The sequence below is a fragment of the Pseudomonas sp. NCCP-436 genome (assembly GCF_019656335.1).
Taxonomy (GTDB): Bacteria; Pseudomonadota; Gammaproteobacteria; order Pseudomonadales; family Pseudomonadaceae; genus Aquipseudomonas.
Genome location: NZ_BPLZ01000009.1, coordinates 90,130 through 115,523, shown reverse-complemented (window position 1 = coordinate 115,523; position 25,394 = coordinate 90,130). Strand labels below are relative to the sequence as shown.

Sequence of the window (25,394 nt, the reverse complement as noted above, 5' to 3'; positions counted from 1 at the left end):
GCAGGCAGCGCGGGCGGACGGCAGTTGGCCTTGCACGAAAAGCACCTGCGCTCGGTGAGCCTTCCTCCAGATCCCAGGGCAAAGCGCTCCGACCCCAGCTTTCTGCGACCGATACGGCTCGGCTCAGCCAGAGCCCCCCAGGACAGCCGCCACGGTCGCCACATTGGCTGCCAGGTGCGCCGGATTGATGGTACCGACAATGGCGCTGGCAACCCCGGGATGGGCAAACACCAGTTTGAAGCTGGCACGTACCGGGTCAACGCCGTCGGCCAGACAGACATGTCCGCTGGCCAGCGCCTTCTTGATCAAAATGCCCTTGGCGTGACTGGCAGCATAGTCCAATACCGGCTTCTCGCCCTGCTCGTTGAGGTTGTAGGTCACCATGGCGCAATCACCCTGCTCCAGAGCCAACAACCCGCCTTCGACCGTCTTGCCGGAAATACCGTAGGCAAGGATCTTGCCCTCGCGCTTGAGCGCTGCCAGCGTCTCGTATACCTCGCTCTGCTGCAGCACCGCCAGATCGTTGCCATCCGAATGAACCAGCAACAGATCGATGCGATCCGTCTCCAGGCGCTGCAGACTGCGCTCCACCGACATCCGCGTATGGGCAGCGGAAAAGTCAAAGGAAGATCGGCCCTGCTCAAACTCCTCGCCGGTCTTGCTAACGATCACCCACTCGTCGCGCTGCCCGCGCAACAGCGGGCCGAGGCGTTGTTCGCTGAGGCCGTAGGCCGGCGCGGTATCGATCAGGTTGATGCCCAGATCACGCGCCTGCCGCAGCAGCGCGCGGGCCTGCTCGTCATCCGGGATGCGAAAGCCGCTGGGGTACTTCACTCCCTGATCGCGCCCCAGCTTGACCGTACCCAGGCCCAACGGAGACACCCGCAGGCCGGTGGAACCCAGCGGACGGTGCAACTCATGCAGGGTCGCGCTCACGACAGCAACTCCTCCCAGACCGGCCGCCCCAGCGGCGGGCGCGGCAGTTCCGGCAGCGGCGGGTGGTTGCCGGGCTGCACGACATCGCGGCGCAGCGCAGCCAGTACGCGGTCGGCAAAGTCCGGCGCCAGCGCCAGCTTGGTAGGCCAGCCCACCAGCAGTCGCTGCTGATCAGCCAGGAAGGCATTGTCCGGACGCACCAGCCCGGACTGCGCCGGCTCGGCCCGATCAACTCGCAGGGTGGCCCAGCGGGTCTCACGTTGATCAATCCAGGGCAACAGCGCAGCCATTTCCTTCTGCGCTGCGCGGATCTGCTCCGCTTCGTCACGCGCTACTCCCTCGGCCTCGGCCAGGTCACCACCAAGATACCAGACCCACTGGCCGTCGGCAGCCGGATGGCTGGTGACAGTCACCCGCGGCTTCGATCCGCCGCCAAGACAGTGTGCATACAACGGCCTGAGTGCCGGTCCTTTGGCCAGTACCATGTGCAACGGCCGCAACTGCTGCGCCGGCTGCTGCAGGCCCAATGCTGCCAGCAGCCCGGCATTGCCGGCACCGGCGCAGAGCACCACTCGCTGGGCGCGGATGACGCGGTTGTCGACAATCAAACCGGCCAGCTCGCCGTCCTCATATAGCGGCTCGATCTGCCGGGCAGCCAGCAGACCTTCACCGGCCAGCTCGGTCAAACGGCCGATCAGACTCGGCACATCCAGAACCAGCTCTGCCAGCCGGTAGACCCGCCCCTTGAAGCTGGGATCCTGCAAAGCCGGCGGCAACTGATCGCCCTTGACCTGATCGACCCGCCCCCGCACGGCCTTGCTGGCGAAGAAACTGGTGAGATTGCCTGCCAGGCTGCCGGGTGACCACAGGTAATGGGCGTCGGAAAGGACGCGCACGCCCGACAGAGCCAACTCGCCCTCGCCTGCCAGTGCTTCGCGCCAGCGCCGCGGCATATCGGCGATAGCTTCGGAAGCCCCGGTCAGCGCACCATGCAAGGCGTATTTGGCACCACCATGGATGATGCCCTGTGACTTCAGGCTCTGACCGCCCCCCAGACTGCCGCTCTCCAGCACCAGACTGGAAAATCCTTCGCGACGCAGGCGGGCATTGAGCCAGAGGCCGGCGATACCACCGCCGACGATCAGCACATCGGTACTCAGAGACTGGGACATGAACGGGCCTCGGAAAAAACAGGCGCATAGTATAACCCGGTCTGCCTGCCTCTCCGGCTGCCGCTCAATGCCCGGTGGACTGCGAAAACAACTGAATCACCACCACGCCACTGACAATCATGGCCATGCCGAGCATGGCTGGCAGATCCAGTTTCTGCTGATAAATGAACAGTGCCGCGATACTGACCAAAACTATCCCGAGTCCGGCCCAAATTGCATAAGCAATGCCCACCGGAATACTGCGCACCACCAGGCTCAGCATCCAGAAGGCAATGCCGTAGCCTGTCACAACCAATATCAGCGGCAGTGGCTTGCTGAAGCCATCGATGGCCTTCATCGAGAGGGTAGCCACAACTTCGGCAGCAATGGCGATAGCGAGATAGAGGTATCCGGACATAACAACCCACTCCTTGAACATGGCCGCGATTCTAAGCCTGCCAATGATGGGATAAAGTGATTACCTATCTCCCACGACGATAGGCTTGCCAATGAACTGGAACCTCGATCAGTTACGCCTGTTTGTCCGTACCGCTGAACGCCGCTCCTTTTCCGCCGTAGCACGGGAGACTGGGCGTGCCCAGTCGGCGGTAAGCAGCGCCATCGCTCTGCTGGAGGCGGATCTAGGCGTCACACTGTTCGAACGCAGCAGTGGCCGTCAGCCACGTCTGAGCGAAGCTGGTGCCGCTCTGCTGGAGGAGGCCCGGAGCGTGCTGCAGCAGTGTCAGCGACTGGACGGCCGGGCACTGGGACTGGCCCGTGGCGAGGAAGCCCGGCTACGTCTGGCCCAGGACGAGGCCATGCCCTACCAGCCGGTGCTGGCCAGCCTGGAAGCTCTGGCCAATGCCTTCCCGCTACTGGAGGTACAGCTGTCCAGCGGTGCTCAGGGCGACGTGGCACGCAAGCTCTTGCAGGGCCAGGCGGATCTGGGCCTACTGTTCCATCATGAACAGATGCCTCGGGAGCTGGAAAGCCGCCGCCTGGGCACCATCGAAATGATCACGGTGTGCAGCCCGCAGCACCCACTAGCCCGCCTTGCCAGCGTCGAGCGCCGGCACCTGGCCGAGCACCGGCAACTGCTGATGACACCGCAGGACAGTCAATACCCGGGCGGCGAACAGATCAGTCCACTGGCCTGGCGGGCCGACAGTTTCTATGTGATGGCCGAACTGGTCATCCGCGACCTCGGCTGGGCCTGGCTACCACGCCACGTGGCGCAGTACCCCACCTATCAGGGTCATCTACAGGAACTGCACAGCGACTGGGCACCGCTGCCGCTGGCAGTGGAACTGGTACGCCGGCGCGACGGTGCTCTTGGGCCGGCAGCCTACTGGCTGGCCGACTGTCTGTCCCGCGAACTACTAAGACCGCAGTCGTGATCGCTCTTCCAGCCCATGACTGGCAACGCTAAGCTGCGCCCCCATGAACAGATACCTCTATACCCTGCTGCTGCACCTGGCCCTGCCCCTGATCGCCCTGCGCCTGCTGCTGCGGGCGCGCAAGGCTCCCGCCTACGCGCGCCGGATCGGCGAGCGCTTTGCCTTCTCGCTGCCCCGGATGAAACCCGGCGGCATCTGGATCCACGCTGTTTCGGTGGGCGAAAGCATCGCCGCCGCACCGCTGATCCGGGCCCTGCAGGCTCGCTATCCGCACCTGCCGGTGACCGTCACCTGCATGACCCCGACCGGCTCCGAACGCATCACCGCGCTGTTCGGCGACAGCGTGCAGCACTGCTACCTGCCCTATGACCTGCCATGGACCTCGGCACGCTTTCTGAATCGCTTGCAACCGCGCCTGGCAGTGGTCATGGAAACCGAGTTGTGGCCGAACCACATCCACCAGTGTGCCCGCCGCGGTATCCCGGTGGTGCTGGCCAATGCCCGCCTGTCCGAGCGCTCGGCACGCGGCTATGCCCGCTTTGGCCGACTTACTGCGCCGATGCTGGCGGAGCTTTCGCTAATCGCCGTACAGACACAGACCGAAGCCGAGCGCTTCCTTGCTCTCGGTGCCCGCGCCGAATGCGTGGAAGTAACCGGCTCGATCAAGTTCGACCTGACCATCGACCCGGAACTGGCACCGCGTGCTGCGACCCTGCGCCGGCAATGGCAGGCCGACGGCAGACCACTGTGGATAGCGGCCAGCACCCATATCGGTGAGGACGAGCAGATTCTCGCTGCTCACCGCCAACTGCTGACCTCCTACCCGGATGCACTGCTGATTCTGGTGCCGCGCCATCCGGAGCGTTTCACGAAGGTCTACGAGCTGTGCCGTGAACAGGGCCTGACCACTCGTCGCCGCTCCACTGGCGAGGCCGTCCAGCCCGATGATCAGGTGCTGCTCGGCGACACCATGGGCGAGCTGCTGTTTCTCTATGCCCTGGCCGACCTGGCCTTCGTCGGCGGCAGCCTGGTGCCCCACGGCGGCCATAACCTGCTGGAGCCGGCGGCACTGGGCAAGCCACTGCTAAGCGGCCCGCACACCTTCAACTTCCTCGAGATCAGTGCGCAGCTGCGCGAGGCCGGTGCCCTGGAGGAAGTGACGGATGCCGCACAACTGGCGAACGCCCTCACTGCCCTGCTGCAGGACAGGCCACGCGCCGAACGCATGAGCCTGGCTGGACTGGCCGTGCTCGGCGCCAACCAGGGCGCCCTGCAGCGCCTGCTTGATGGCGTGCAGCGGCTGCTGCGCGACTGACGACGAATCTCCAGCAAGCAGCCCTGCCGGCCGGTGTTGAGAACTCTGGCAGGGTGTTGTTCAGCAGAAAGTGTCCGGAGCAGACAATTAAAAAACCCGATGCCGGTAGTCCGGCATCGGGTTTTCGCAAAGCCCTGACAACTCAAAATCTGTGTAAGGCTCAGAACTCCGGGGCGGCACGCAAGCGCTGCTCGGCTGCCGAGGCCAGATCCGGCGGCAGAAAGTCCTTGTCCGGGTTGTAGTCCGGCTTGAGGTACTGCCCCAATGCCTCCAGATCTGCCGGGCTGAGCGTGCCGGCTACCTGCTTCAGCCTCAGGTTGTTGAGGATGTAGTCGTAGCGTGCGTCGTTGTAGTTACGCACTGCGCTGTACAGCTGGCGCTGCGCATCGAGCACGTCAACGATGTTGCGGGTACCGACCTGATAGCCGATCTCGGTGGCTTCCAGCGCGCTCTGGTTGGAGATGATCGACTGGCGCCGGGCCTGCACAGTTTCCACATCGGTGTTCACTGCACGAAACAGGTTACGGGTATTCTGCACCACCTGACGACGCAGACTCTCGCGCAACTGCTCGGTCTGGCCAAGGCGCTGGTAGGCCTCGCGTACCTGCGAGCTGGTCAGGCCGCCGCTGTAGAGCGGGATGTTGAGCTGCAAACCGATGGAGCGCTGCGAAACATCGCCACTGTAGCCCGGCAGGCCGCCGGAATTGGTAAAGCCAAGGCTGTCGTTATCGCCCTTCTGGTAGCTGGCTACCGCATCCAGGGTCGGCGCGTGCCCCGCCTTGCGCTGACGCAGGGTTTCCTCGGCAGCGGACACCGCATGCAGACTGGCCTGCAGATTGAGGTTCTGCGCCGCCGCAGTCTCGACCCAGGCCTGGGCATCATTCGGCGTAGGAGTGAGAACCGGCAGGCTGTGGACAATACCCTCCACGGCCAGGTAGTCGCGATTGGTCAGCGCCACCAATGCCTCGAAGGCATCCTCTACCGCCCGTTCGGCCAGCAGACGATTGGCCCGCGCGGTGTCAAAGCCGGCCTGTGCCTCGAGCACGTCGGTCTTGTCAGAGAGGCCCACGTCAAAGCGCTCATTGGCCTGATCCAACTGACGCTTGAAGGCCGCCTCCTCAGCCTTGGTGGAGGCCAAGTTATCCTGGGCACGCAGTACCGCAAAATATGTTTCGGCACTCCGCAAAATCAGGTTCTGCTCGGTGGCCGACAACTCCAGCGCGGCCTGCTCACTGACCGCTTCGGCAGCCTGCAGCTGAAACCAGCGATCGGCACGGAACAGCGGCTGGCTGAGGTTGGCCTGATAGACCAGGCCGCTGCGCGAAAGGGTAGCACTCGGCGAATCGAGGCTGGTTCGGGTATCAGCATAGTTGGCGCCGGCGGACAGATTGGGCAACAATCCGGCCCGGGCCTGCGGCACCACCTCACGGCGAGCCTCGAAATCGGCGCGGGCAGCGGCGATATCGGCATTGTTCTTCGCGGCCTCCCGGTACACGGTGACCAGGTCGGTCTTGCTGGACAGCGGTGGCTCATCGGCGTTGGCCAGGCCGATTGTGGCAGCCGTGACAGCGAGAACCAGGGAAAGTCTGCGCAACATGAATGTCGATCCTTGAGTTGGCGGTGGTCGGCAAGGCTACGGGGCGCTGCTGCCGGGGGTCAAGCATCCCCTGCCGCCAACAGTCTAGTCGCCTGCCTCCAGGACTGCGCAATGCAGCAAGCGGTTTCCCGAGTCGTATTCCGACACACGGGCTCTGTTTTTTGACCGCCGAGTTGGTTTTCTTCCGCAAGCTTGATTAGACTGGCCGGGTTCTTGTCGGGGTGCCCCATGTGAGGGGCTGAGATTGGCAACTGCCGGATCCCGTTGAACCTGATCAGGTTAAGGCCTGCGTAGGGAACAAGATGTCCTCGTCCGTATCCGGACGAGTCCTCTCGACACCACCAGTGGTGTGCCTTCGCTTCTGCTTGTCAGGTTCTGCCTCCGACCCCCGTCCCAGGAGAAAGACTTGATGAGCGCACAACAACAAAAGAACCTGAGCGAGTCGGCCCAGGTCGACCAGCAGTCGATCCAGCCCTTCCCCCGTTCCCAGAAGATTTATGTCCAGGGCTCGCGTCCGGACATCCGCGTGCCAATGCGCGAAATCAGCCTGGATGTCACCCCTACCGACTTCGGCGGCGAGATCAACGCTCCGGTCACCGTCTACGACACCTCCGGCCCCTACACCGATCCGAACGTGGAAATCGACGTGCGCAAGGGCCTGCCCGATGTACGCAGCCCCTGGATTGAGGATCGTGGCGACACCGAACGTCTGCCCGGGTTGTCCTCGGAGTTCGGCCAGCGTCGTCTGTCGGATCCGGAACTGACAGCCATGCGCTTCGCCCACGTGCGCAACCCGCGCCGGGCCAAGGCCGGGCACAACGTCACCCAGATGCACTATGCGAAGAAGGGCATCATCACGCCGGAGATGGAGTTCGTCGCCATCCGCGAGAACATGAAACTGGCCGAGGCCCGCGAGGCCGGCCTGCTCACCGAGCAGCACGCCGGTCATAGCTTCGGCGCCAATATCCCGAAGGAAATCACCCCCGAATTCGTGCGCCAGGAAGTGGCCCGCGGCCGCGCCATCATTCCGGCCAACATCAACCACGTGGAACTGGAGCCGATGATCATCGGCCGCAACTTCCTGGTGAAGATCAACGGCAATATCGGCAACAGCGCCCTTGGCTCTTCCATCGAAGAAGAAGTGGCCAAGCTGACCTGGGGCATCCGCTGGGGCTCGGACACGGTGATGGATCTGTCCACCGGCAAGCACATCCACGAGACCCGCGAGTGGATCATTCGCAACAGCCCCGTCCCAATCGGCACCGTGCCCATTTACCAGGCACTGGAGAAGGTTGGCGGCATCGCCGAGGATCTGACCTGGGAGCTGTTCCGCGACACCCTAATCGAGCAGGCCGAGCAAGGCGTGGACTACTTCACCATCCACGCCGGCGTGCTGCTGCGCTATGTGCCGCTGACGGCGAAGCGGGTCACCGGCATCGTTTCTCGCGGCGGCTCGATCATGGCCAAGTGGTGCCTGGCGCATCACAAGGAGAATTTCCTCTACACCCACTTCGAGGAAATCTGCGAAATCATGAAGGCCTACGACGTGTCCTTCTCCCTGGGTGACGGCCTGCGTCCCGGCTCGATTGCCGACGCCAACGACGCCGCCCAGTTCGGCGAACTGGAAACCCTCGGCGAGCTGACCAAGATCGCCTGGAAGCACGACGTGCAGACCATGATCGAAGGGCCGGGCCACGTGCCCATGCAACTGATCAAGGAGAACATGGACAAACAGCTCGAGTGCTGCGACGAGGCGCCGTTCTACACCCTTGGCCCGCTGACCACCGACATTGCCCCGGGTTACGACCACATCACCAGCGGCATCGGCGCGGCGATGATCGGCTGGTTCGGCTGCGCCATGCTCTGCTACGTCACACCCAAGGAGCACCTCGGCCTGCCCAACAAGGATGACGTCAAGACCGGCATCATCACCTACAAGATCGCTGCCCACGCCGCCGACCTGGCCAAGGGCCATCCGGGCGCGCAGATCCGCGACAACGCGCTGTCCAAGGCGCGCTTCGAATTCCGCTGGGAAGATCAGTTCAACCTGGGCCTGGATCCGGACACCGCACGCGCCTTCCACGATGAAACACTGCCCAAGGAATCGGCCAAGGTGGCGCATTTCTGCTCCATGTGCGGGCCGAAGTTCTGCTCCATGAAGATCACCCAGGAAGTCCGCGAGTACGCCCGCGACCAGCGTATCGACGCAGTGGATCTGGATGCCGAGCAGGGCATGCAGGCCAAGGCCGAGGAGTTCAAGGCACAGGGCAGCCAGCTCTACCAGCGTGTCTGAGGCCTGCAACGGGCGCTTGATCTGGCACTGCCACAATCGCTAGTGTGACGCGTAACGGGCTGCAGTTTGGCCCGTTACGACTATCTGGGGATCAGCCATGGGCAAAGACGACATCGACATCATCGAGCGCGAAACCTGCTTTCGCGGTTTCTACCGGCTCGAACGCATCCGCCTGCGCCATCGGCTGTTCGCCGGCGACATGGGGCCGCCCCTGAGCCGCGAGCTGTTCGTGCGTCACGATGCCGTGTGCGTCCTGCCCTACGACCCGCAGCGCGACGAAGTGGTACTGATCGAACAGTTCCGCGTCGGCGCCATGGACAAGAGCAGCAACCCCTGGTTGCTGGAGCTGGTCGCGGGCCTGATCGACCGGAACGAGCAACCGGAGGAGGTTGCCCGACGGGAGGCCCTCGAGGAAGCAAACCTTAAGCTCACCTCACTCTGGCCGGTCACCCAATACTACCCTTCTCCCGGCGGCTCGGACGAGCGTGTGCACCTGTATGTCGGCCGCTGCAGCAGCCAGGGTGCCGGCGGCGTGCATGGGCTGGCGGAGGAAGGCGAGGACATCCGCGTGCAGGTGATGCCGCTGGCAGATGCCCTGGCTGCGGTACGCGACGGACGCATCGACAACGCGGCCAGCATCATTGCCCTGCAGTGGCTTGCCCTGAACCGCGACGAGGTACGGGGCATGTGGTCATGACCCTGTTGCGCGAGCGCTACCGGGTCGACCTGGTCGAACTGCAGGCCGCCTGCGAGGCCAACTACGCGCGCCTGCTGCGCCTGCTGCCGGGTATGCGCGAGCATGCCGGAAGCCGCCGCGTGGCTCTCAGCCAGGGCGAACAGTTGCTCGCCGTACTGGCCCTGGAGGTGCTGGAAAGCTGCCCTTACACCACCACTCTGCGGGTTCGTCAGGAACACAGCCTGCACTGGCTTCCAGTGCCGCAGCTGGTGGTCCGGGTCTACCATGACGCGCGCATGGCCGAAGTGGTTGGAACCGAACACGCCCGCCGCCTGGATATCCGTTATCCCTATCCCAACGCGGCCATGCACCAGCCGGACGAAAAGAGCCAGCTCAATCTGTTCCTCGGGGAATGGCTGAGCCACTGCCTGGCCTGCGGGCACGAGCCCCAGCCGGTACTCTGAATGCAAGACCGGCCTACTCGGTGTGTCATACGGCTAACACCACATCGGCCCGGACAGATTGCCGGTATTTTCTGTGACCTGCGTCCGCTTCGCGGGTTTTCCCTTTGTTGCCGCAGCCACCATAATTGCCCCGATGGTTCACGAGGAGACGGTATTGTCCAGCCAGCCCCCTACCCACGCGGATACCCCGGTTCTGCTGGTGCAGTTGTCGGATAGCCATCTGTTCGGCGAAACAGACGGCCGACTGCTGGGCATGAATACCGGCGACAGTCTGCGTCGGGTGGTCGAACAGGTTCGCCAGGAGCAGCCGCGGATCGACCTGATCCTCGCTACCGGCGATCTTTCCCAGGACGGCAGCCTGGCCTCCTACCAGCGTTTCCGCCAACTGACTGCAAGCCTCGATGCTCCGATCCGCTGGCTGGCCGGCAACCATGACGAACCACCCCCCATGGAGATGGCCTGTGCCGACAGCGACCTGCTGGATCCGATTTTCGACCTCGGCGCCTGGCGCGTGATCCTGCTCAACTCCTCGGTTCCCGGTTCGGTGCCCGGACGGCTCGCCGAAAGCCAGCTTACGCTGCTCGAACGTGCGCTAAGCGAAGCGCCGCAGCGTTATCACCTGATCTGCCTGCACCACCATCCGGTTCCCATCGGCAGCAAATGGATGGATCCGATCGGCCTGCGCAACCCTGAGGCGCTGTTCGCCATTCTTGACCGCCATCCGCGTGCCCGCGCCCTGCTCTGGGGGCATATCCATCAGGAATTCGACCAGCAGCGTGGTCATCTGCGACTGCTGGCCTCACCGTCCACCTGCGTGCAGTTCGCACCGGGCAGCGAGGATTTTCAGGTTGGCAACGAGGCTCCGGGCTACCGCTGGCTGCGGCTGAACCCGGACGGCACCTTGGACACCGGTGTCTCGCGCGTGACCGGAATAGATTTCGAAGTGGACTACAGCGTCCGGGGATACTGAAACTGCAGTGCGTCCCCACTGCCAGCCCGCTCGCGAATAAACTCCCTGCCGCAAGTCTGTGGCTTGCAGCCCAAGGCCCCGGGCGAGTAGCCTCCTGCCCCATGAGCACATCCATCCTTTATATACACGGCCTCAACAGCTCCCCCGCCTCACACAAGGCCACCCGGCTGAAGCAGGCCATGGAGCAACTTGGCCTCGGCGAGCAATTGCGAGTGCCCGCCCTGCATCATCATCCCCGTCAGGCCATAGCCCAGCTGCAGGCGCTGGTCGCCGAACTCGGTCAACCCGTGCTGGTGGGCAGTTCGCTTGGCGGCTTCTACGCCACCTGCCTGGCCGAACAACACGGTCTCAAGGCACTGCTGATCAATCCGGCAGTCAACCCGCACCTGCGCTTCGAGGCCTACCTGGGTCCGCAAAAGAACTTCTACAGCGACGAGACCTGGGAGCTGACTCTCGATCACGTCGAAGCTCTGGCCGAGCTGGCCGTGCCAGCTCCGCGCGATACCGAGCGCTACCAGGTCTGGCTGCAGACTGCCGATGAAACGCTCGACTACCGCGATGCCGAACGCTTTTACCGGGCCTGTCAGCTACGCATTCAGGCCGGCGGCGACCACGGTTTCCAGGGCTTCGGCGAGCGCTTGCCGATGCTCTTCGCTTTTGCCGGCATTCACGCCACACTTTGGCGCGATGTCGACTTTTCCGTATTCAATTGACGACCAAGAGAGCCCATGGCCCAGCAGAACGCCTATAACGCCGACGCCATCGAAGTCCTGTCCGGCCTCGACCCGGTGCGCAAGCGACCGGGCATGTACACCGACACCACCCGGCCCAACCACCTTGCTCAGGAAGTCATCGACAACAGCGTCGACGAAGCCTTGGCCGGACACGCCCGATCCATCCAGGTGATCCTGCACGAGGACAACTCGCTGGAGGTGATCGACGACGGGCGCGGTATGCCGGTGGACATTCACCCCGAAGAAGGCGTGCCAGGTGTGGAGCTGATCCTCACCAAGCTGCATGCCGGCGGCAAGTTCAGCAACAAGAACTACCAATTCTCCGGCGGCCTGCACGGCGTCGGCATCAGTGTGGTCAACGCCTTGTCGACCCGCGTGGTAGTCACCGTCAAGCGCGACGGCAATGAATACCGGATGAGCTTCGCCGACGGCTTCAAGGCCAGCGAGCTGGAGATCATCGGTAGTGTCGGCAAGCGCAACACCGGTACCAGCGTCCACTTCTGGCCGGACGCAAAGTACTTCGACTCCCACAGATTCTCCATCAGTCGTCTCAAGCACGTACTCAAGGCCAAGGCCGTACTCTGCCCGGGCCTGGAGGTCACCTTTACCGATAAAAGCAATGCTGAAACCACCCGCTGGTACTTCGAGGACGGCCTGCGCTCCTACCTGGCCGACTCGGTATCCGAGCATCTGCGCCTGCCCGAAGAACCCTTCACCGGTAGCCTGAACGGCGAGCGCGAGGCGGTGGACTGGGCACTGCTGTGGTTACCGGAGGGCGGCGAGGCAATCCAGGAAAGCTACGTCAACCTGATTCCCACCGCCCAGGGCGGCACCCACGTCAACGGACTGCGACAAGGCCTGCTGGATGCCATGCGCGAGTTCTGCGAGTTCCGCAACCTGCTGCCGCGCGGGGTCAAACTGGCTCCCGAGGATATCTGGGAGCGCATCGCCTTCGTCCTCTCGATGAAGATGCAGGATGCGCAGTTCTCCGGCCAGACCAAGGAGCGCCTCTCCTCCCGTGAGGCAGCGGCCTTCGTCTCCGGCGTGGTCAAGGACGCCTTCAGCCTGTGGCTCAATGCTCATCCGGAAACCGGTCTGCAACTGGCCGAACTGGCCATCAGCAATGCCGGACGGCGTCTTAAGGCGGGCAAAAAGGTCGAGCGCAAGAAAATCACCCAGGGCCCCGCACTGCCCGGCAAACTGGCTGACTGCGCCGGCCAGGATCCGTTGCGCTGCGAGCTGTTCCTGGTGGAGGGCGACTCTGCCGGCGGCAGTGCCAAGCAGGCACGCGACAAGGAGTTCCAGGCCATCATGCCGCTGCGCGGCAAGATCCTGAATACCTGGGAAGTGGATGGCAGCGAGGTACTGGCCAGTCAGGAAGTACACGACATCGCCGTGGCCATCGGTATCGATCCGGGCTCGTCCGACCTGTCGCAGCTGCGCTACGGCAAGATCTGCATCCTGGCCGATGCCGACTCCGACGGCTTGCACATCGCCACCCTGCTCTGCGCCCTGTTCGTGCGCCACTTCCGCCCGTTGGTGGATGCCGGCCACGTCTACGTGGCGATGCCGCCCCTGTACCGCATCGACATGGGCAAGGAGGTCTACTACGCCCTGGACGAAAGCGAGCGTGACGGCATCCTCGAGCGCCTGACCGCCGAGAGGAAACGCGGTAAGCCGCAGGTCACCCGTTTCAAGGGGCTCGGCGAGATGAATCCGCTGCAGCTACGCGAGACCACCATGGACCCCAACACCCGTCGTCTGGTGCAACTGACCCTGGACGACTTCGAGGGAACCCGCGAAGTCATGGATATGCTGCTGGCGAAGAAGCGCGCCGGCGACCGCAAGAGCTGGCTGGAAAGCAAGGGCAACCTGGCCGAGGTACTGGCCTGATGCGTGGCCTGTTTCTGGCGCTCGGCCTTCTGGCCGGCGCCGCTCAAGCCGAGCCCGGGCTACCGGAAGAACTCCGGCTCATGAGCGAATACCCGGTCAGCGGCATGCCTGCCGGCCATCTCTCGGGCCTGGCCCTGTGTGGAGAGACACTGTGGGCGGTCTCAGACCGCGAGGATGACCGCCTCTACCAGTTGCTACCGGAAGACGGCGTGCTGCGCGCCGAGGCAGAGTTTTTCAGCGCCCCCAACCCGCCGGAAAGCCAGCTTCCCTGGGGCCTGCGCATGCGTAACTGGGCCGCCGCTCTGGTACGCGGTGGGGCCCTGGATTTCGAAGGCTTATCCTGCGACGCCCAGGGCAACCGCTATCTGGTTAGCGAAACCCGTGCGGCGGTATTGCGCCTGGCCACCAACGGCAGTGTCGAATGGCTGCGTCTGCCGCGCGCACTGGTGCGCCAGTCACGTGCCAGCGGCATGCTGCTGCACTTCAACCACGGGTTTGAAGGCATTGCCGTGGATTCGGCCGGTGAACGCCTGTGGTTGGCTGCCGAACAGAAGCGCCGTGGCCTAGCCGTGCTGCATGGGCGCAATAACAACTGGCGTTGCAGCGGTGGCTGCGTACTGACCAGCGAAGGCGGTGAACGTGCCTCGCCTGAAGCCCTCGGAGGGCACAGTGCTCCACTGGACTTCTCCGGGCTGGCGTATTTCAACGAGAAACTCTTTACCCTGGAGCGTCAGGCCCACCGTATCTGCCGACGCAATCTGAGCGAAGGGGAGATGGAGCTTTGCTGGTCGTTTGCCACCGAGGCACTGACCGACAACCGTCATTATGCAGTGGATTACGGCATGGCCGAGGCCCTCTGGATCGACAAGGACGGCGCCTGGATCGGCGTCGACAATGGCGGTCTTAGCCGCGCCGACGGCGAGCAGCGCCCCATAGTCTGGCGCTTTGCCGCCCCCAGGGGCGGCTGGAGCCGGCGGCCATGAACAATCAGGTCCAAGGCTTACGGACGACGACATGCCAGCGGGCATGCGTGCCTTGAGAACACTCGAATTTAATCAGAAGGGCGGCACCCTGGTGCTGCGCCAATCAACCTTGCAATGAGGCCCGCATGAGCGAATCCCTCGATTTGAGCCTGGAAGGCGTGGAACGCCGGTCACTGGCCGACTTCACCGAGCAGGCCTACCTGAACTATTCCATGTACGTGATCATGGACCGCGCCCTGCCGCACATCGGTGACGGTCTCAAGCCCGTGCAGCGACGCATCATCTATGCCATGAGCGAGCTGGGCCTGGATGCCGATGCCAAGCACAAGAAGTCGGCGCGTACCGTCGGCGACGTGCTCGGCAAGTATCATCCGCATGGCGACAGCGCCTGCTATGAGGCCATGGTGCTGATGGCGCAGCCGTTCAGCTACCGCTACACCCTGGTCGACGGCCAGGGCAACTGGGGGGCGCCGGACGATCCCAAGTCCTTCGCCGCCATGCGCTACACCGAGGCGCGTCTGTCGCGCTATTCCGAGCTGCTGCTGTCCGAGCTGGGCCAGGGCACGGTGGACTGGGTGCCGAACTTCGACGGCACGATGAACGAGCCGGCAACCCTGCCGGCACGCCTGCCCAACCTGCTGCTCAACGGCACCACCGGCATCGCCGTGGGCATGGCCACCGACGTGCCGCCACACAACCTGCGTGAAATAGCCGCGGCCTGCGTGCACCTGCTGGATGAGCCGAATGCCGATGTCGGGCAACTGATGAAGCACGTGCCGGGCCCGGACTTCCCCACCGAGGCGGAAATCATCACCCCGCGCGCCGACCTGCTGAAGATCTACGAGACCGGCCGCGGCTCGGTGCGCATGCGCGCCGTATACCGCCTGGAAGACGGCGATATCGTGGTCACCGCCCTGCCGCACCAGGTCTCCGGAGCCAAGGTGCTGGAGCAGATCGCCGCGCAGATGCAGGCCAAGAAGCTGCCCATGGTGGCCGACCTGCGCGACGAGTCGGACCACGAGAACCCCTGCCGCATCGTCATCGTACCGCGCTCCAACCGGGTCGACGCCGAAGAGCTGATGACCCACCTGTTTGCCACCACGGATCTGGAATCCAGCTACCGGGTCAACCTCAACGTCATCGGCCTCGACGGCAAGCCGCAGGTCAAGAACCTGCGCAGCCTGCTCAGCGAATGGCTGCAGTACCGCGTCGGCACCGTGCGCCGCCGCCTGCAGTTCCGCCTGGACAAGGTGGAGAAACGTCTGCACCTGTTGGAAGGCCTGCTGATCGCCTTCCTCAACCTAGACGAAGTGATCCGCATCATCCGCACCGAGGACCAGCCCAAGCCGGTGCTGATGGCGGCCTTCGGCCTGACCGAGGTGCAGGCCGACTACATCCTCGACACCCGCCTGCGCCAACTCGCCCGCCTGGAAGAGATGAAGATCCGCGGCGAGCAGGACGAGTTGGCCAAAGAGCGTGAGAAACTGCTGGCCCTGCTCGGCAGCGAGGCCAAGCTGAAGAAGCTGGTGCGCAAGGAAATCCTCGAAGACGCCGAAAAGTACGGCGACGAACGTCGTTCCCCCATTGTCGAACGTGCCGAGGCGCGTGCCCTGTCGGAAACCGAACTGCTGCCCACCGAACCGGTCACCGTGGTGCTTTCGGAAAAAGGCTGGGTACGCTGCGCCAAGGGGCACGACATCGACGCGACGGGACTTTCGTACAAGGCCGGCGACGGCTTCAAGGCTGCCGCCCCCGGCCGCTCCAACCAGTACGCGGTGTTTATCGACTCGACCGGACGCAGCTACTCGCTAGCTGCCCATTCACTACCTTCGGCCCGTGGCCAGGGCGAGCCGCTGACCGGACGCCTGACCCCGCCACCAGGTGCCAACTTCGAATGCGTGCTGCTGCCCGAAGACAACGCCCTCTATGTGATCGCTTCCGACGCCGGCTACGGCTTCGTGGTCAAAGGTGAGGATCTGCAGGCCAAGAACAAGGCCGGCAAGGCCCTGCTGACGCTGCCAAACGGGGCCCGCGTGGTAGCACCGAGGCCAGTCGGCAACCTCGATGAGGACTGGCTGGCAGCCGTGACCACCGAGGGCCGCCTGCTGTTGTTCAAGGTGTCGGATCTGCCGCAGCTGGGCAAAGGCAAGGGCAACAAGATCATCGGCATCCCTGGCGAACGAGTCGCCAGCCGCGAGGAGTACCTTACGGATCTGGCCGTACTGCCCACTGGCGCCAGCCTGGTACTGCAGGCTGGCAAGCGCACCCTGACTCTCAGAGCCGACGATCTGGAGCACTACAAGGGTGAGCGCGGCCGCCGTGGCAACAAGTTGCCACGCGGCTTCCAGCGAGTTGACAGGCTGCAGGTGGAATAGCCCGGGCAGACACAGCCAGGACTGGAGTCAGGGCGCGGATTGACGGATGATACGCGCCTCGGATCATGCCTGAATGATCCCCCCGACCTGGATTTGATGTGCAGCGGCCCTCAGGCCGCTGCCGGGAATGAATGATGAGTGTAGTACGTCCTGCCGCCCTGCTGCTTTCCGCCCTGCTCGCCCTGAGCGGCTGCGGCCTGATGCAGCACAAGCCGGTTTCCCTCTATCAGCTCGACAGCGGCGATGCGCTGACACCGAGCAGGGACAACGGTATTACCGTACTGGTCGGCCCGATCAGCGTGGCCGACTATCTGCGCCAGCACCACCTGCTGCAGCGTCAGGCCGACGGTAGCCTGATGGAGGTTCCGGATGCAGTCTGGGCCAGCGGCCTGCCCAACGATATCGATCAGCAGATCCTGCGCCAGCTGGCCTGGCGTCTGGACAGCCAGCGCCTGACACTGGCGCCGGCCGCGCCCGGCTTCAGTGCCGACGCACAGGTGCTGCTGACCATCACCCGGCTGGATTCCGGGCCGACACAGCCTGCCGTACTGGAAGCCCAGTGGAGTCTGCTCGATCGCCGCGGCCAGTTGCGCGACAGCCGCCTGATCCGCCTTGAGGAGCCGCACGCCGGCCCGCTGGCTGAGCAGGTCAAGGCCCAGAGCACGCTACTCCAGCGCCTCAGCGCGGAACTGGCGACAGCCATCCAGCCAGTAGCAACGCTGACCGACCCTGTACCTGTGGAGCCGCCAAGGCGGAAAGCCCCGGTGGTAAAGGCCAAACCACAGGAACCCCAGCCCGCAGGACCGAGGATACCGGTGGCAGAACCCATCAAGACCGATACGGAAGTATTTCGCTTCTAGCAAAAAGCCCGCATCTGCGGGCTTTTTCATTCGGCACCAGGCAGCTTATTTGCTGCGGATCTTCTCCACGATGGCAGTGGTGGAACTATTCTCCACCAGTCCCAGCACGCGCACCTCGCCACCATAGGCCTGGACGATTTCCGCTCCCACCACCTGGTCGATGCCGTAGTCGCCCCCCTTGACCAGCACATCCGGACGTACCTGGGCGAGGAGCCGTTCCGGCGTATCCTCGGAGAAGCTCACCACCCAGTCCACCGCGCCGAGGCCAGCCAGTACCGCCATGCGCCGATCCACACTGTTGATCGGTCGCCCCGGCCCCTTGAGGCGACTGACCGAGGCATCGTCGTTGATCGCCACGATCAGGCGGTCACCTTGGGCGCGGGCCTGTTCCAGATAGGTGACATGACCGGCATGCAGGATGTCGAAACAGCCATTGGTGAAGACGATCTTCTCGCCATGGGCACGGGCATCCTCAATGGCACTGAGCAATTGCTCCAGCCCGAGCACGCCGCGTCCGCTGCCCTCCTCGCGCTGCACCGCCCGGCGCAACTCGGGGACACTGATCACCGCGGTGCCCAGCTTGCCGACCACTATGCTGGCAGCCAGGTTGGCCAGGGCCACGGCCTGCGGCAACTCCTCGCCAGCGGCCAGCGAGGCGGCCAGGGTAGAGATAACCGTATCGCCGGCCCCCGTAACATCGAACACCTCGCGGGCACGTGCCGGCAGGTGCAGCGGTGCATGCTCGGGTCGCAGCAGAGTCATGCCCTGCTCACCACGGGTCACCAGCAACGCTCCCAGCTCCAGCTCGCGCATCAGGGCAGCGCCTTTGGCAACCAGATCGGACTCGTCGGCGCACTGACCGACAATAGCCTCGAATTCATGCAGGTTCGGGGTAATCAGGCTGGCACCACGGTAGATGGAAAAGTCGCGTCCCTTGGGATCGGCCAGCACCGGAATGCCCCTGTCGCGCGCAGCGCGGATCAAGGCCTGATGATTCTGCAGCGCACCTTTGCCGTAGTCCGAAAGTACCAGCACGCGGACACCTTCGAGCAGCGCTTCGACCTGCTGCAGCAGCGCCTCACCATCGGTAGCGAAGGACTCCTCGAAGTCCATGCGCAGCAACTGCTGGTGCCGGCTCATGACCCGCAGTTTGACGATGGTGGGTTGCCCGGGCAGACGCTGGAAATGGGTGTCCACACCGGCACCACGCAGTCTGGTATCCAGACTTTCGGCCGCTTCGTCGGCACCGGTAACACCAACCAGCATGGCCTGGGCACCCAGCGCCGCAATGTTCAACGCTACATTGGCCGCACCACCGGGCCGATCCTCGATCTGCTCCACACGCACCACCGGCACCGGTGCCTCGGGCGAGATCCTCGACGTACCGCCATGCCAGTAACGATCAAGCATGACATCGCCCACCACCAGAACGGGGGCTTGGTCGTAGCGGGGCAGGGTCAGCTTCATGGGCTCTCCGGAATGGGGCAAAAAACGTCACGGATCATAACATGCCCGGCTCTACGCCCGTGGGGGCTCTATTCGGGAGCGGACCATCCCGGGCCTGCTCCTCAGCCTCAAAGATCTGCCGGAACATCGGTATCAATCGGCGGTTGCCGAACTCGGTAATGTGGTTGTCGTCACGATACAGCGGCCGTCCATCCTGATCCCCCGGACAACTGCCGTTGGCACAGAGATAAGGCAGTGGATCGAGCAAGCGGGCGCCACAGTGTTCGACCGCTTCGTCCTGCATCGCCCAAACGAAGGACTGGCGGCGGTGATAGTCGGCTAGAGGCAGCTCGAAACGACGTTGCTGGCCGAATATCATTGCCCGGCCAAGGCGGGTCGGTACATCATCCGACATCTCCGGGGTCGGACGAACCAGGTAAAGCGGCCTCTGCTCGGCCAATCGGCACATGGTTGCCACGTAGTGCTCACGGAATTCGCGCAGATACTCTTCGTCAATTTGCTGATAGGAAGTGCCGAAATTGAAGCTCGGTCGCTGCTCGTCGGGCTGGCCACCGTTGAGATAGTTTGCTGTGCGCCCTACTACCACCAGAGGAACGCCCGCCGGCAACTGGCTGTACTCTCGCTCCAACTGCTTGTTGAGCTCCTCGCATTCATCAGATTTGCCTTCATTGCCACGCAGACCGAAGGCAATGGGACAGCCACCCTCCCCCCGGAACAGTACTCCGCCCACTCCATCAGGCAGCGCCGCCTGCAGGGCAGTGACCAGGGCATCGGCATGGCTGTCACCATACAGGATCACCCGTACCGGCTCCTCTCCGTAGATACAACGGGCCTCTGCCCCCAGGCATTCTTCCCTACGTGGGTTGGTATTGCTGCGCTCCATCTCAATCTCCGCCACGGCCGCAGGCAACCGCTCCACAAAGCCATTCTTACGGATCTGCTGAGCAAATAAGGCAACCAGAACTAGGACAGAGATCAGAACCAGAGCATTGCCTCTGACGCTTAGCCGGTTTAACTGACGACGGGCCGGGTTCTCCACAAAGTGAAAGGAAAGATGTCCAAGCAACAGTGAGGCACACACAGCCAAGACGACCCCAAATGGGTCGCTGAGCTTCTCCACATAGGCCAGAGCCACCACCAATGGCCAGTGCCAGAGATAGATGGAGTAGGAACGCGTCCCCAGCCACTGAGCAGTCCGGCTGCCGGTCCATAGCGAGTCCCGGCGCGCTGCCAGCAGCACCAGCGCTGCTCCAGCTACCGGCAAAACGGCCCGCCAGCCCGGCCAAAGACTCTGCTTGTCGAACACCAAGAAAGTACCCAGGATCAACGCAAACCCGAGCCACTCAACGCTTCGTTGCCAGCCTTCAGACCAGTCCCGCCGGCCAGCCAGATATATCAGGGCGCCAACAAGCATTTCCCAGGCACGATTGTGCAGCAGAAAGAAAGCCTCACTGGCATCCTCGTAAGTGCTCCACAGGCACAGTCCCAGAGAGGCCAGGCAAAGCCCGCCCAATGTCCAGGCCAGCCGGCGGCGCCCCGGCAACCAGCGAGCCATTGCCATCATCAGCAGCGGCAAGAGCAGGTAAAACTGCCACTCCACCGATAGCGACCAGGTGTGCAGCAGCCACTTTTCCTGGGAGGCCACATCGAAATAGCCTGACTCATCGAGATAGCGCAGGTTGGAGCTGAAAGTCAGGCTCTCACGGGCATGCTTACCGAGCAGCCGATACTCCTCGGGCATCAACAGGAACCAGCCAACGAGCAGAACCACAATGCAGAGCACAATCAGCGCCGGCCAGATACGCCGAGCCCGGGCCAGGTAGAAGCGCCACAGCGAAAAGTCTCCACGCTCCAGCCCCTGGAGAGCGATACCGCACATCAGATAGCCGGAAATCACAAAGAACACGTCGACCCCGGCAAAGCCTCCTCCAACGCCGACAACGCCGAAGTGGTACAACACCACGGCGATCACCGCCCATGCACGCAGACCATTGATGTCCAGGCGGAACTCACGTTCCGGTACAACTCCTGCTGTCATCAGCACTCTCCTGACCAGACGCACTCAACGGCCCGGCTATCGTTTGCTAGTGGCTGGTGTGAAGGCCGACCTCTACCTCGTTCCAGAGTGGATCTAGGTGGACGGTGGGCTTGAAGGATCGTCAATAGAGGAGCTGTTCATAGGACGAACCCAGAACAGCTCGTGGCGCCGCACCGCCTTACGGAAGAACTCATCCTCTCCCCAGGCTGGCCAGCAACGGGCAGCCAGCAACTGCTGAATCCGCCTGCGCAAGCGCCGCTTCAGCGGCAGCAGTCCTTGCAGATCGTGCTGCATGGCTAGTGCCATGGCCTTGTCCAGTTGGTCCCCGGCATTGAGCTGCGGGCTCCACAGTCGATCAGCCGGCAACGGCGTCAACGCCGGCGGCAGAGCAACCCCATAGCCCGCAGGCCCCATTGGCCAGCGATCATTATCATGCAGGTGGTTGGCGTAGAGCAGCAACGTCCGGGGCTGCCAGGCACCACGCGAGCAGGCCTCAAGCACGGCACGGGTACTGGCTACGTGATCCGGGTGCGGATCCAGCTGCGGATGCGGCGTTACCACTACCTCCGGGCGGTAATGGGCGATCAGCGCAATCAGATCCGCAATCAGGTTATCCCAGGTCGGCCGACCGTCGGCATCTCCTGGCAGAGCAAGGGGATTGTGCCGGCGCACACTGCGCACGTCGCAGTCACCCGACTCACGGGAGCCGAAAGACTGCTGCGGAGCCGAAGCCATGGCTGGCAGTTGCAGACAGTAATAGCCGAGTTGCACGCAGCGACTCTGCGGAATCCCACCCCAGAGTGGTACAGCCAGGCTGTCCCAACTACGCAGGCGCCCCTTGAGACGGGCCGCAGCGGCCTTGTCCAGACCCAGTCGTCGGTAGCCGTCGGCTTCGATCTCGCCCTGAGTCAGAGTGACGATGGCGGCCTCGTTTGCCCGACTGTACTGGCCAAAGACTGCTAGCTCGGCATCATCGGCATGGGGAGCGATGATCAACATGCGCTGCGCGGCGTAGTCCGGGTTGCGCATTGCATATATCCGCAGCTCACCGCGAATACGGCAGCGTTGTGGGCGGATCTGCAGCCCCTCGGCAATCTGCCCGGACAGGTTGAGGTAGCGCCGTCCCTTCACCCCGCGCTCGAAATCCTGCCGGTCGCTGCCGAGCATAACGAAAGGATCCAGCCAGCGCCCGAGCCAGGTGGCCTCCAGCTGCAACTCCAGAATCAGGGTGTCGTAGTCCTGCAACTCGCTACCAACCTGCAACACCCCCTGCTCCAGACGCGCCGGCAGGCTCAGGCAGTCTGCCGGAAAGTTGTAGCTGTAGTCGTCCTGCGGAGAATAGAACAGATGGTCGGCAAACCAGGCCTCATGCGCCACCCAGCCGAGCACCAGCAATAGCGGTGGCAGCCAGGCCGAAACACCTACGCCCAGCACCAGCAACACCAGTAGCGCCACCAGCAGAGCGATTCGCTTGTTGCGCCGATGGCGCCCGAGCAGTTGCTGCTTGCGTCCGTTCATGGTCTTACACCTGGTAGACCGGTACCCGGTGGCACCAGCGATCCTTGTACTCGCGGTCGGCACGGCCAAAGGAATAACGCAACGGCTTGCCCAGCGCACGGGCCCGAGCCCATTCGTTCTGCGTGTTGACGTAGCTGAGCACACTGCCGGGGCTGAAGTCACGCTGCTGAGGATCCACCCCACCGTTGATGTATTCCAGACTGATCCACTGCGGCGCCTCGACCCGGTAGAGCACCTGAATCGCTACGGGCTCGCCGTTCAGATAGATCAGCGAGCCGCTCATGAACTCGCGCAACAGGCTGAACACCTCGGCCAGATGCGCCTTACCGGTGGCCTCAAAGCCCCAGCGGCGCAAGAACAGATCGGCGTAGATACGTGCCTGATCCTGCGGGCTCAGCTCCAGCATCGGCCGGATCTCCCCGCCCGCCTCCTCCAGAAGACGCTGCTCGCGGCGCTGGTTGTAGCGAAACTTTTTGCTGTACTGCTCCGGCTCGCGTGCCAGCGCCAAGCCTTCGGCCTGCTCATGAGCGCCACTGACACGCACGGCGCAAAGTTCGGACAGATAGCGCACGCGGTGGCGCAGCGGCACACAGGCTCCAGCCGCCAACGGCAGGATCACCTCGGCATTGCCCAGGTCGAACAGGCCGCGCTTGCCCTGTTGCTTGAGCACATCCTTCGACAGTGCCAGGTAGCGGCCCCAGGTGGGGATCGCCGCCTGTAGCTGGCCATCAACCAGCCACCCCAGGTAACGTACCGGGATGCCAGCCAGGTCGGCCAGGCGCGCCACCACCTCGGGATGGGTCGCCACGCTGCCGCCAAAGCGACTCCAGGTCTCGGCATAATCGCCAGCGGATATCGGGGTCCATCCGCGCTCACGCCAGAAGCGCAGGTAATTCATCATGTCTCATCCTGCCCGGCCGCAGCGTCATCATCCTCAAACTGCTTGGCATGCAAACGCGCATAATAACCGTTCTGCGCAAGCAGCTCGACGTGACTGCCGCGTTCGACGATACGGCCCTGATCCATCACCAGGATCATGTCGGCCTTCTCGATGGTGCTCAGGCGGTGAGCGATCACCAACGTAGTACGCCCCTGCATGACCTGATCCAGCGCAGCCTGGATGTGCCGCTCCGACTCGGTATCGAGTGCCGAGGTCGCCTCGTCGAGGATCAGCAGCGGCGCATCCTTGAGTAGTGCCCGGGCGATCGCCAGACGCTGGCGTTGACCGCCCGAAAGCAGCACGCCGTTCTCACCGATCATGGTGTCGTAGCCCTGTGGCATTTTCTCGATGAATTCGGTGGCGTTGGCATCCTCGGCAGCGCGCTTGATTTGTTCCAGAGAGGCCCCAGCAAGGTCGCCATAGGCGATGTTATTGCGCACGGTATCGTTGAACAGGGTTACCTGCTGGGTCACCAGAGCGATATGCCGGCGCAGGTTACGCAGGCTGTAGTCTTCCACATCCAGCCCGTCGAGCAGAATCTGCCCCTGGTCATGGTGGTAGAAACGCGGGATCAGGTTGGCCAGCGTCGACTTACCGCTGCCGGAGCGGCCAACCAGCGCCACCATCTGCCCCGGCTCGACCACGAAGGAAATGTCACTGAGCACAGGCCTGTCAGTATCCGGGTAACTGAAGCTTAGATTACGCACTTCCAGCCGACCGGAAACGCGCTCGCGCTCCTGTGTGCCGTTATCGACCTCAGGCGCCTCATCCAATTGCTGGAATACGCTTTCCGCACCGGCCACGCCCTTCTGGATGGTGGAGCTGACCTCCGACAACTGGCGGATCGGCTTGGGCAGCAAGCCGGCCAGGGTGATGTAGGCAACCAGGTCACCGGCCGAAGCATCGCCACGCAGCAGCAGAACGAGGAACATCAGCACCGCCATAGCGCTGTAGATCACCAGTTGCAGTGAGGGCGTATAGACCGCGTTGGTCTTGACCATCTTCAACTGCTTGAGCTTGTTCTCGCGGCTGGCATGGACAAAGCGCTGCTTCTCGTAATCCTCGCCACCGAAGCTGCGCACCACCCGATAGCCCTGAATGGTTTCCGAGGCCACATGGGTGACATCACCCATGCTGTGCTGAATCTTTTTGCTCTGCTTGCGGAATTTCTTGCTGGTATGGGTCACCATCAGGCCAATGACCGGAAGGATTGCCACCATTACCAGAGTCAGCTTCCAGTTCATCCACAGCAGGGTGGCAAACAGGAAAATAACCGTCATGCCTTCGCGCACCACCACCTTGATTGCATCGGTGGCGGCACCTGTGACCATGGTCACATTGTAGGTAATGCGCGAAATCAGATGACCGGAGTTATGGTTGTCGAAGTAGCGGTTGGGCAGGGTCAGCAGGTTATTGAACAGCGCGATGCGCAGATCCTGCACCAGCCCAAGCGATACCTTGGCGAGGAAGTAGTTGCCGAGAAAGGAGCCAACGCCCTGCCACAGGGCAATCAGCACGATCAGTAGCGGCACGGCTTGCAGCAGCTTCAGATGGGCCAGCCAGGGCGCGTTCTCGAGTAGCCAGGGCACCCCGGAAAACAGGCTGGCCTCAGGATTGGCCAGACCGTCGACAAAATACTTGAGCATGTAGCCCAGCATCGGCTGGGTTGAGGCGAAAATCAGGAATCCCAGGAGGCTGAGCGCGAACAGCCCCCAGTAGGGAAGCACATAGCGCAGCAACCGCAAGTACACCTTCAAGCTGGATTGCTGGGTAGAATTGGCCATTCG

General features: G+C 63.2%; 20 protein-coding genes and 1 riboswitch. Of the genes, 11 read left to right on the top strand and 9 right to left on the bottom strand.

Annotated features, from left to right (window positions below; translation table 11 throughout):
• Nucleotides 1-123: 123 nt before the first annotated feature.
• The 3 genes from NCCP436_RS11465 to NCCP436_RS11455 form a co-directional block, all read right to left on the bottom strand.
• Entirely contained in the window at nucleotides 124-954 is an 831-nt protein-coding gene (locus tag NCCP436_RS11465) for an aldo/keto reductase (RefSeq protein WP_220804171.1), read from the bottom strand.
• Nucleotides 933-2,108, bottom strand: coding sequence for an FAD-binding oxidoreductase (locus NCCP436_RS11460; protein WP_220804137.1), 1,176 nt, complete (start codon nucleotides 2,106-2,108; stop codon nucleotides 933-935). Before NCCP436_RS11460 ends, NCCP436_RS11465 begins: the two co-directional genes overlap by 22 nt.
• Before the next feature lie 64 nt (nucleotides 2,109-2,172).
• On the bottom strand, nucleotides 2,173-2,505 hold the full coding sequence (locus tag NCCP436_RS11455) for a multidrug efflux SMR transporter (RefSeq protein ID WP_220804136.1): 333 nt from the start codon (nucleotides 2,503-2,505) through the stop codon (nucleotides 2,173-2,175).
• Nucleotides 2,506-2,596: 91 nt separating this feature from the next.
• On the opposite strand from NCCP436_RS11455, the gene NCCP436_RS11450 reads away from it, so the two are divergent.
• Both NCCP436_RS11450 and waaA read left to right on the top strand, forming a co-directional pair.
• Nucleotides 2,597-3,484 (top strand): LysR family transcriptional regulator, encoded by an 888-nt coding sequence (locus NCCP436_RS11450; protein ID WP_220804135.1) that lies wholly within the window; start codon nucleotides 2,597-2,599, stop codon nucleotides 3,482-3,484.
• A gap of 43 nt (nucleotides 3,485-3,527) precedes the next feature.
• Nucleotides 3,528-4,799, top strand: a complete 1,272-nt coding sequence (gene waaA / locus NCCP436_RS11445) for a lipid IV(A) 3-deoxy-D-manno-octulosonic acid transferase (protein ID WP_220804134.1) — start codon at nucleotides 3,528-3,530, stop codon at nucleotides 4,797-4,799.
• A gap of 160 nt (nucleotides 4,800-4,959) precedes the next feature.
• Here the strand turns inward: waaA and NCCP436_RS11440 are convergent, their stop codons facing one another.
• Nucleotides 4,960-6,396, bottom strand: coding sequence for a TolC family outer membrane protein (locus NCCP436_RS11440; protein ID WP_220804133.1), 1,437 nt, complete (start codon nucleotides 6,394-6,396; stop codon nucleotides 4,960-4,962).
• 207 nt (nucleotides 6,397-6,603) lie between these two features.
• A riboswitch (TPP riboswitch) is annotated at nucleotides 6,604-6,710 on the top strand.
• A 95-nt stretch (nucleotides 6,711-6,805) separates the two neighbouring features.
• On the opposite strand from NCCP436_RS11440, the gene thiC reads away from it, so the two are divergent.
• The 9 genes from thiC (at nucleotide 6,806) to NCCP436_RS11395 (ending at nucleotide 17,644) form a co-directional block, all read left to right on the top strand.
• The gene (thiC, locus tag NCCP436_RS11435) at nucleotides 6,806-8,689 is read left to right on the top strand and encodes a phosphomethylpyrimidine synthase ThiC (protein ID WP_220804132.1); all 1,884 of its coding nucleotides are present in this window, start codon (nucleotides 6,806-6,808) and stop codon (nucleotides 8,687-8,689) included.
• A gap of 97 nt (nucleotides 8,690-8,786) precedes the next feature.
• Complete coding sequence (locus tag NCCP436_RS11430; RefSeq protein ID WP_220804131.1) at nucleotides 8,787-9,386, top strand: NUDIX domain-containing protein; 600 nt, start codon at nucleotides 8,787-8,789, stop codon at nucleotides 9,384-9,386.
• On the top strand, nucleotides 9,377-9,829 hold the full coding sequence (locus NCCP436_RS11425) for a DUF1249 domain-containing protein (protein ID WP_220804130.1): 453 nt from the start codon (nucleotides 9,377-9,379) through the stop codon (nucleotides 9,827-9,829). The genes NCCP436_RS11430 and NCCP436_RS11425 overlap by 10 nt, the downstream gene beginning before the upstream one ends.
• A 133-nt stretch (nucleotides 9,830-9,962) precedes the next feature.
• Nucleotides 9,963-10,799: a 3',5'-cyclic-AMP phosphodiesterase gene (cpdA, locus tag NCCP436_RS11420; protein ID WP_220804170.1), complete on the top strand. Its 837-nt coding sequence runs from the start codon at nucleotides 9,963-9,965 to the stop codon at nucleotides 10,797-10,799.
• Between the two features lie 101 nt (nucleotides 10,800-10,900).
• On the top strand, nucleotides 10,901-11,512 hold the full coding sequence (locus tag NCCP436_RS11415; protein ID WP_220804129.1) for a YqiA/YcfP family alpha/beta fold hydrolase: 612 nt from the start codon (nucleotides 10,901-10,903) through the stop codon (nucleotides 11,510-11,512).
• A 15-nt stretch (nucleotides 11,513-11,527) separates the two neighbouring features.
• The gene (gene parE / locus NCCP436_RS11410) at nucleotides 11,528-13,426 is read left to right on the top strand and encodes a DNA topoisomerase IV subunit B (RefSeq protein ID WP_220804128.1); all 1,899 of its coding nucleotides are present in this window, start codon (nucleotides 11,528-11,530) and stop codon (nucleotides 13,424-13,426) included.
• Nucleotides 13,426-14,409 carry an esterase-like activity of phytase family protein gene (locus tag NCCP436_RS11405; RefSeq protein WP_220804127.1) on the top strand — a complete coding sequence of 328 codons (984 nt, stop codon included), beginning with the start codon at nucleotides 13,426-13,428 and terminating at the stop codon, nucleotides 14,407-14,409. Before parE ends, NCCP436_RS11405 begins: the two co-directional genes overlap by 1 nt.
• Before the next feature lie 125 nt (nucleotides 14,410-14,534).
• Nucleotides 14,535-16,784, top strand: coding sequence for a DNA topoisomerase IV subunit A (parC, locus tag NCCP436_RS11400; RefSeq protein ID WP_220804126.1), 2,250 nt, complete (start codon nucleotides 14,535-14,537; stop codon nucleotides 16,782-16,784).
• 131 nt (nucleotides 16,785-16,915) lie between these two features.
• Nucleotides 16,916-17,644, top strand: a complete 729-nt coding sequence (locus NCCP436_RS11395; RefSeq protein WP_375709487.1) for a membrane integrity-associated transporter subunit PqiC — start codon at nucleotides 16,916-16,918, stop codon at nucleotides 17,642-17,644.
• Between the two features lie 45 nt (nucleotides 17,645-17,689).
• Here NCCP436_RS11395 and hldE read toward each other — a convergent pair whose 3' ends face one another.
• The 5 genes from hldE to msbA form a co-directional block, all read right to left on the bottom strand.
• A complete protein-coding gene (gene hldE, locus NCCP436_RS11390; RefSeq protein WP_220804124.1) occupies nucleotides 17,690-19,111 on the bottom strand; it encodes a bifunctional D-glycero-beta-D-manno-heptose-7-phosphate kinase/D-glycero-beta-D-manno-heptose 1-phosphate adenylyltransferase HldE in 1,422 nt (473 codons plus the stop codon).
• A 34-nt stretch (nucleotides 19,112-19,145) separates the two neighbouring features.
• On the bottom strand, nucleotides 19,146-21,149 hold the full coding sequence (locus NCCP436_RS11385; protein ID WP_220804123.1) for an acyltransferase family protein: 2,004 nt from the start codon (nucleotides 21,147-21,149) through the stop codon (nucleotides 19,146-19,148).
• Nucleotides 21,150-21,242: 93 nt separating this feature from the next.
• Nucleotides 21,243-22,667, bottom strand: a complete 1,425-nt coding sequence (locus NCCP436_RS11380; RefSeq protein ID WP_220804122.1) for a PIG-L deacetylase family protein — start codon at nucleotides 22,665-22,667, stop codon at nucleotides 21,243-21,245.
• Between the two features lie 4 nt (nucleotides 22,668-22,671).
• The gene (locus tag NCCP436_RS11375) at nucleotides 22,672-23,568 is read right to left on the bottom strand and encodes a GNAT family N-acetyltransferase (protein ID WP_220804121.1); all 897 of its coding nucleotides are present in this window, start codon (nucleotides 23,566-23,568) and stop codon (nucleotides 22,672-22,674) included.
• Complete coding sequence (gene msbA / locus NCCP436_RS11370) at nucleotides 23,565-25,391, bottom strand: lipid A export permease/ATP-binding protein MsbA (protein ID WP_220804120.1); 1,827 nt, start codon at nucleotides 25,389-25,391, stop codon at nucleotides 23,565-23,567. The genes NCCP436_RS11375 and msbA overlap by 4 nt, the downstream gene beginning before the upstream one ends.
• Between the last annotated feature and the right edge of the window lie 3 nt (nucleotides 25,392-25,394).

Bases quoted from the DNA above. Each gene is read 5' to 3' on its own strand.
- NCCP436_RS11405 (WP_220804127.1), top strand. From the start codon at position 13,426: ATGCGTGGCCTGTTTCTGGCGCTCGGCCTTCTGGCCGGCGCCGCTCAA.
- waaA (WP_220804134.1), top strand. From the start codon at position 3,528: ATGAACAGATACCTCTATACCCTGCTGCTGCACCTGGCCCTGCCCCTG.
- parE (WP_220804128.1), top strand. From the start codon at position 11,528: ATGGCCCAGCAGAACGCCTATAACGCCGACGCCATCGAAGTCCTGTCC.
- NCCP436_RS11380 (WP_220804122.1), bottom strand. From the start codon at position 22,667: ATGAACGGACGCAAGCAGCAACTGCTCGGGCGCCATCGGCGCAACAAG.
- NCCP436_RS11440 (WP_220804133.1), bottom strand. From the start codon at position 6,396: ATGTTGCGCAGACTTTCCCTGGTTCTCGCTGTCACGGCTGCCACAATC.
- NCCP436_RS11460 (WP_220804137.1), bottom strand. From the start codon at position 2,108: ATGTCCCAGTCTCTGAGTACCGATGTGCTGATCGTCGGCGGTGGTATC.
- NCCP436_RS11430 (WP_220804131.1), top strand. From the start codon at position 8,787: ATGGGCAAAGACGACATCGACATCATCGAGCGCGAAACCTGCTTTCGC.
- NCCP436_RS11450 (WP_220804135.1), top strand. From the start codon at position 2,597: ATGAACTGGAACCTCGATCAGTTACGCCTGTTTGTCCGTACCGCTGAA.
- NCCP436_RS11415 (WP_220804129.1), top strand. From the start codon at position 10,901: ATGAGCACATCCATCCTTTATATACACGGCCTCAACAGCTCCCCCGCC.
- cpdA (WP_220804170.1), top strand. From the start codon at position 9,963: ATGGTTCACGAGGAGACGGTATTGTCCAGCCAGCCCCCTACCCACGCG.
- hldE (WP_220804124.1), bottom strand. From the start codon at position 19,111: ATGAAGCTGACCCTGCCCCGCTACGACCAAGCCCCCGTTCTGGTGGTG.
- thiC (WP_220804132.1), top strand. From the start codon at position 6,806: ATGAGCGCACAACAACAAAAGAACCTGAGCGAGTCGGCCCAGGTCGAC.
- msbA (WP_220804120.1), bottom strand. From the start codon at position 25,391: ATGGCCAATTCTACCCAGCAATCCAGCTTGAAGGTGTACTTGCGGTTG.
- NCCP436_RS11385 (WP_220804123.1), bottom strand. From the start codon at position 21,149: ATGACAGCAGGAGTTGTACCGGAACGTGAGTTCCGCCTGGACATCAAT.
- parC (WP_220804126.1), top strand. From the start codon at position 14,535: ATGAGCGAATCCCTCGATTTGAGCCTGGAAGGCGTGGAACGCCGGTCA.
- NCCP436_RS11395 (WP_375709487.1), top strand. From the start codon at position 16,916: ATGATGAGTGTAGTACGTCCTGCCGCCCTGCTGCTTTCCGCCCTGCTC.
- NCCP436_RS11375 (WP_220804121.1), bottom strand. From the start codon at position 23,568: ATGATGAATTACCTGCGCTTCTGGCGTGAGCGCGGATGGACCCCGATA.
- NCCP436_RS11455 (WP_220804136.1), bottom strand. From the start codon at position 2,505: ATGTCCGGATACCTCTATCTCGCTATCGCCATTGCTGCCGAAGTTGTG.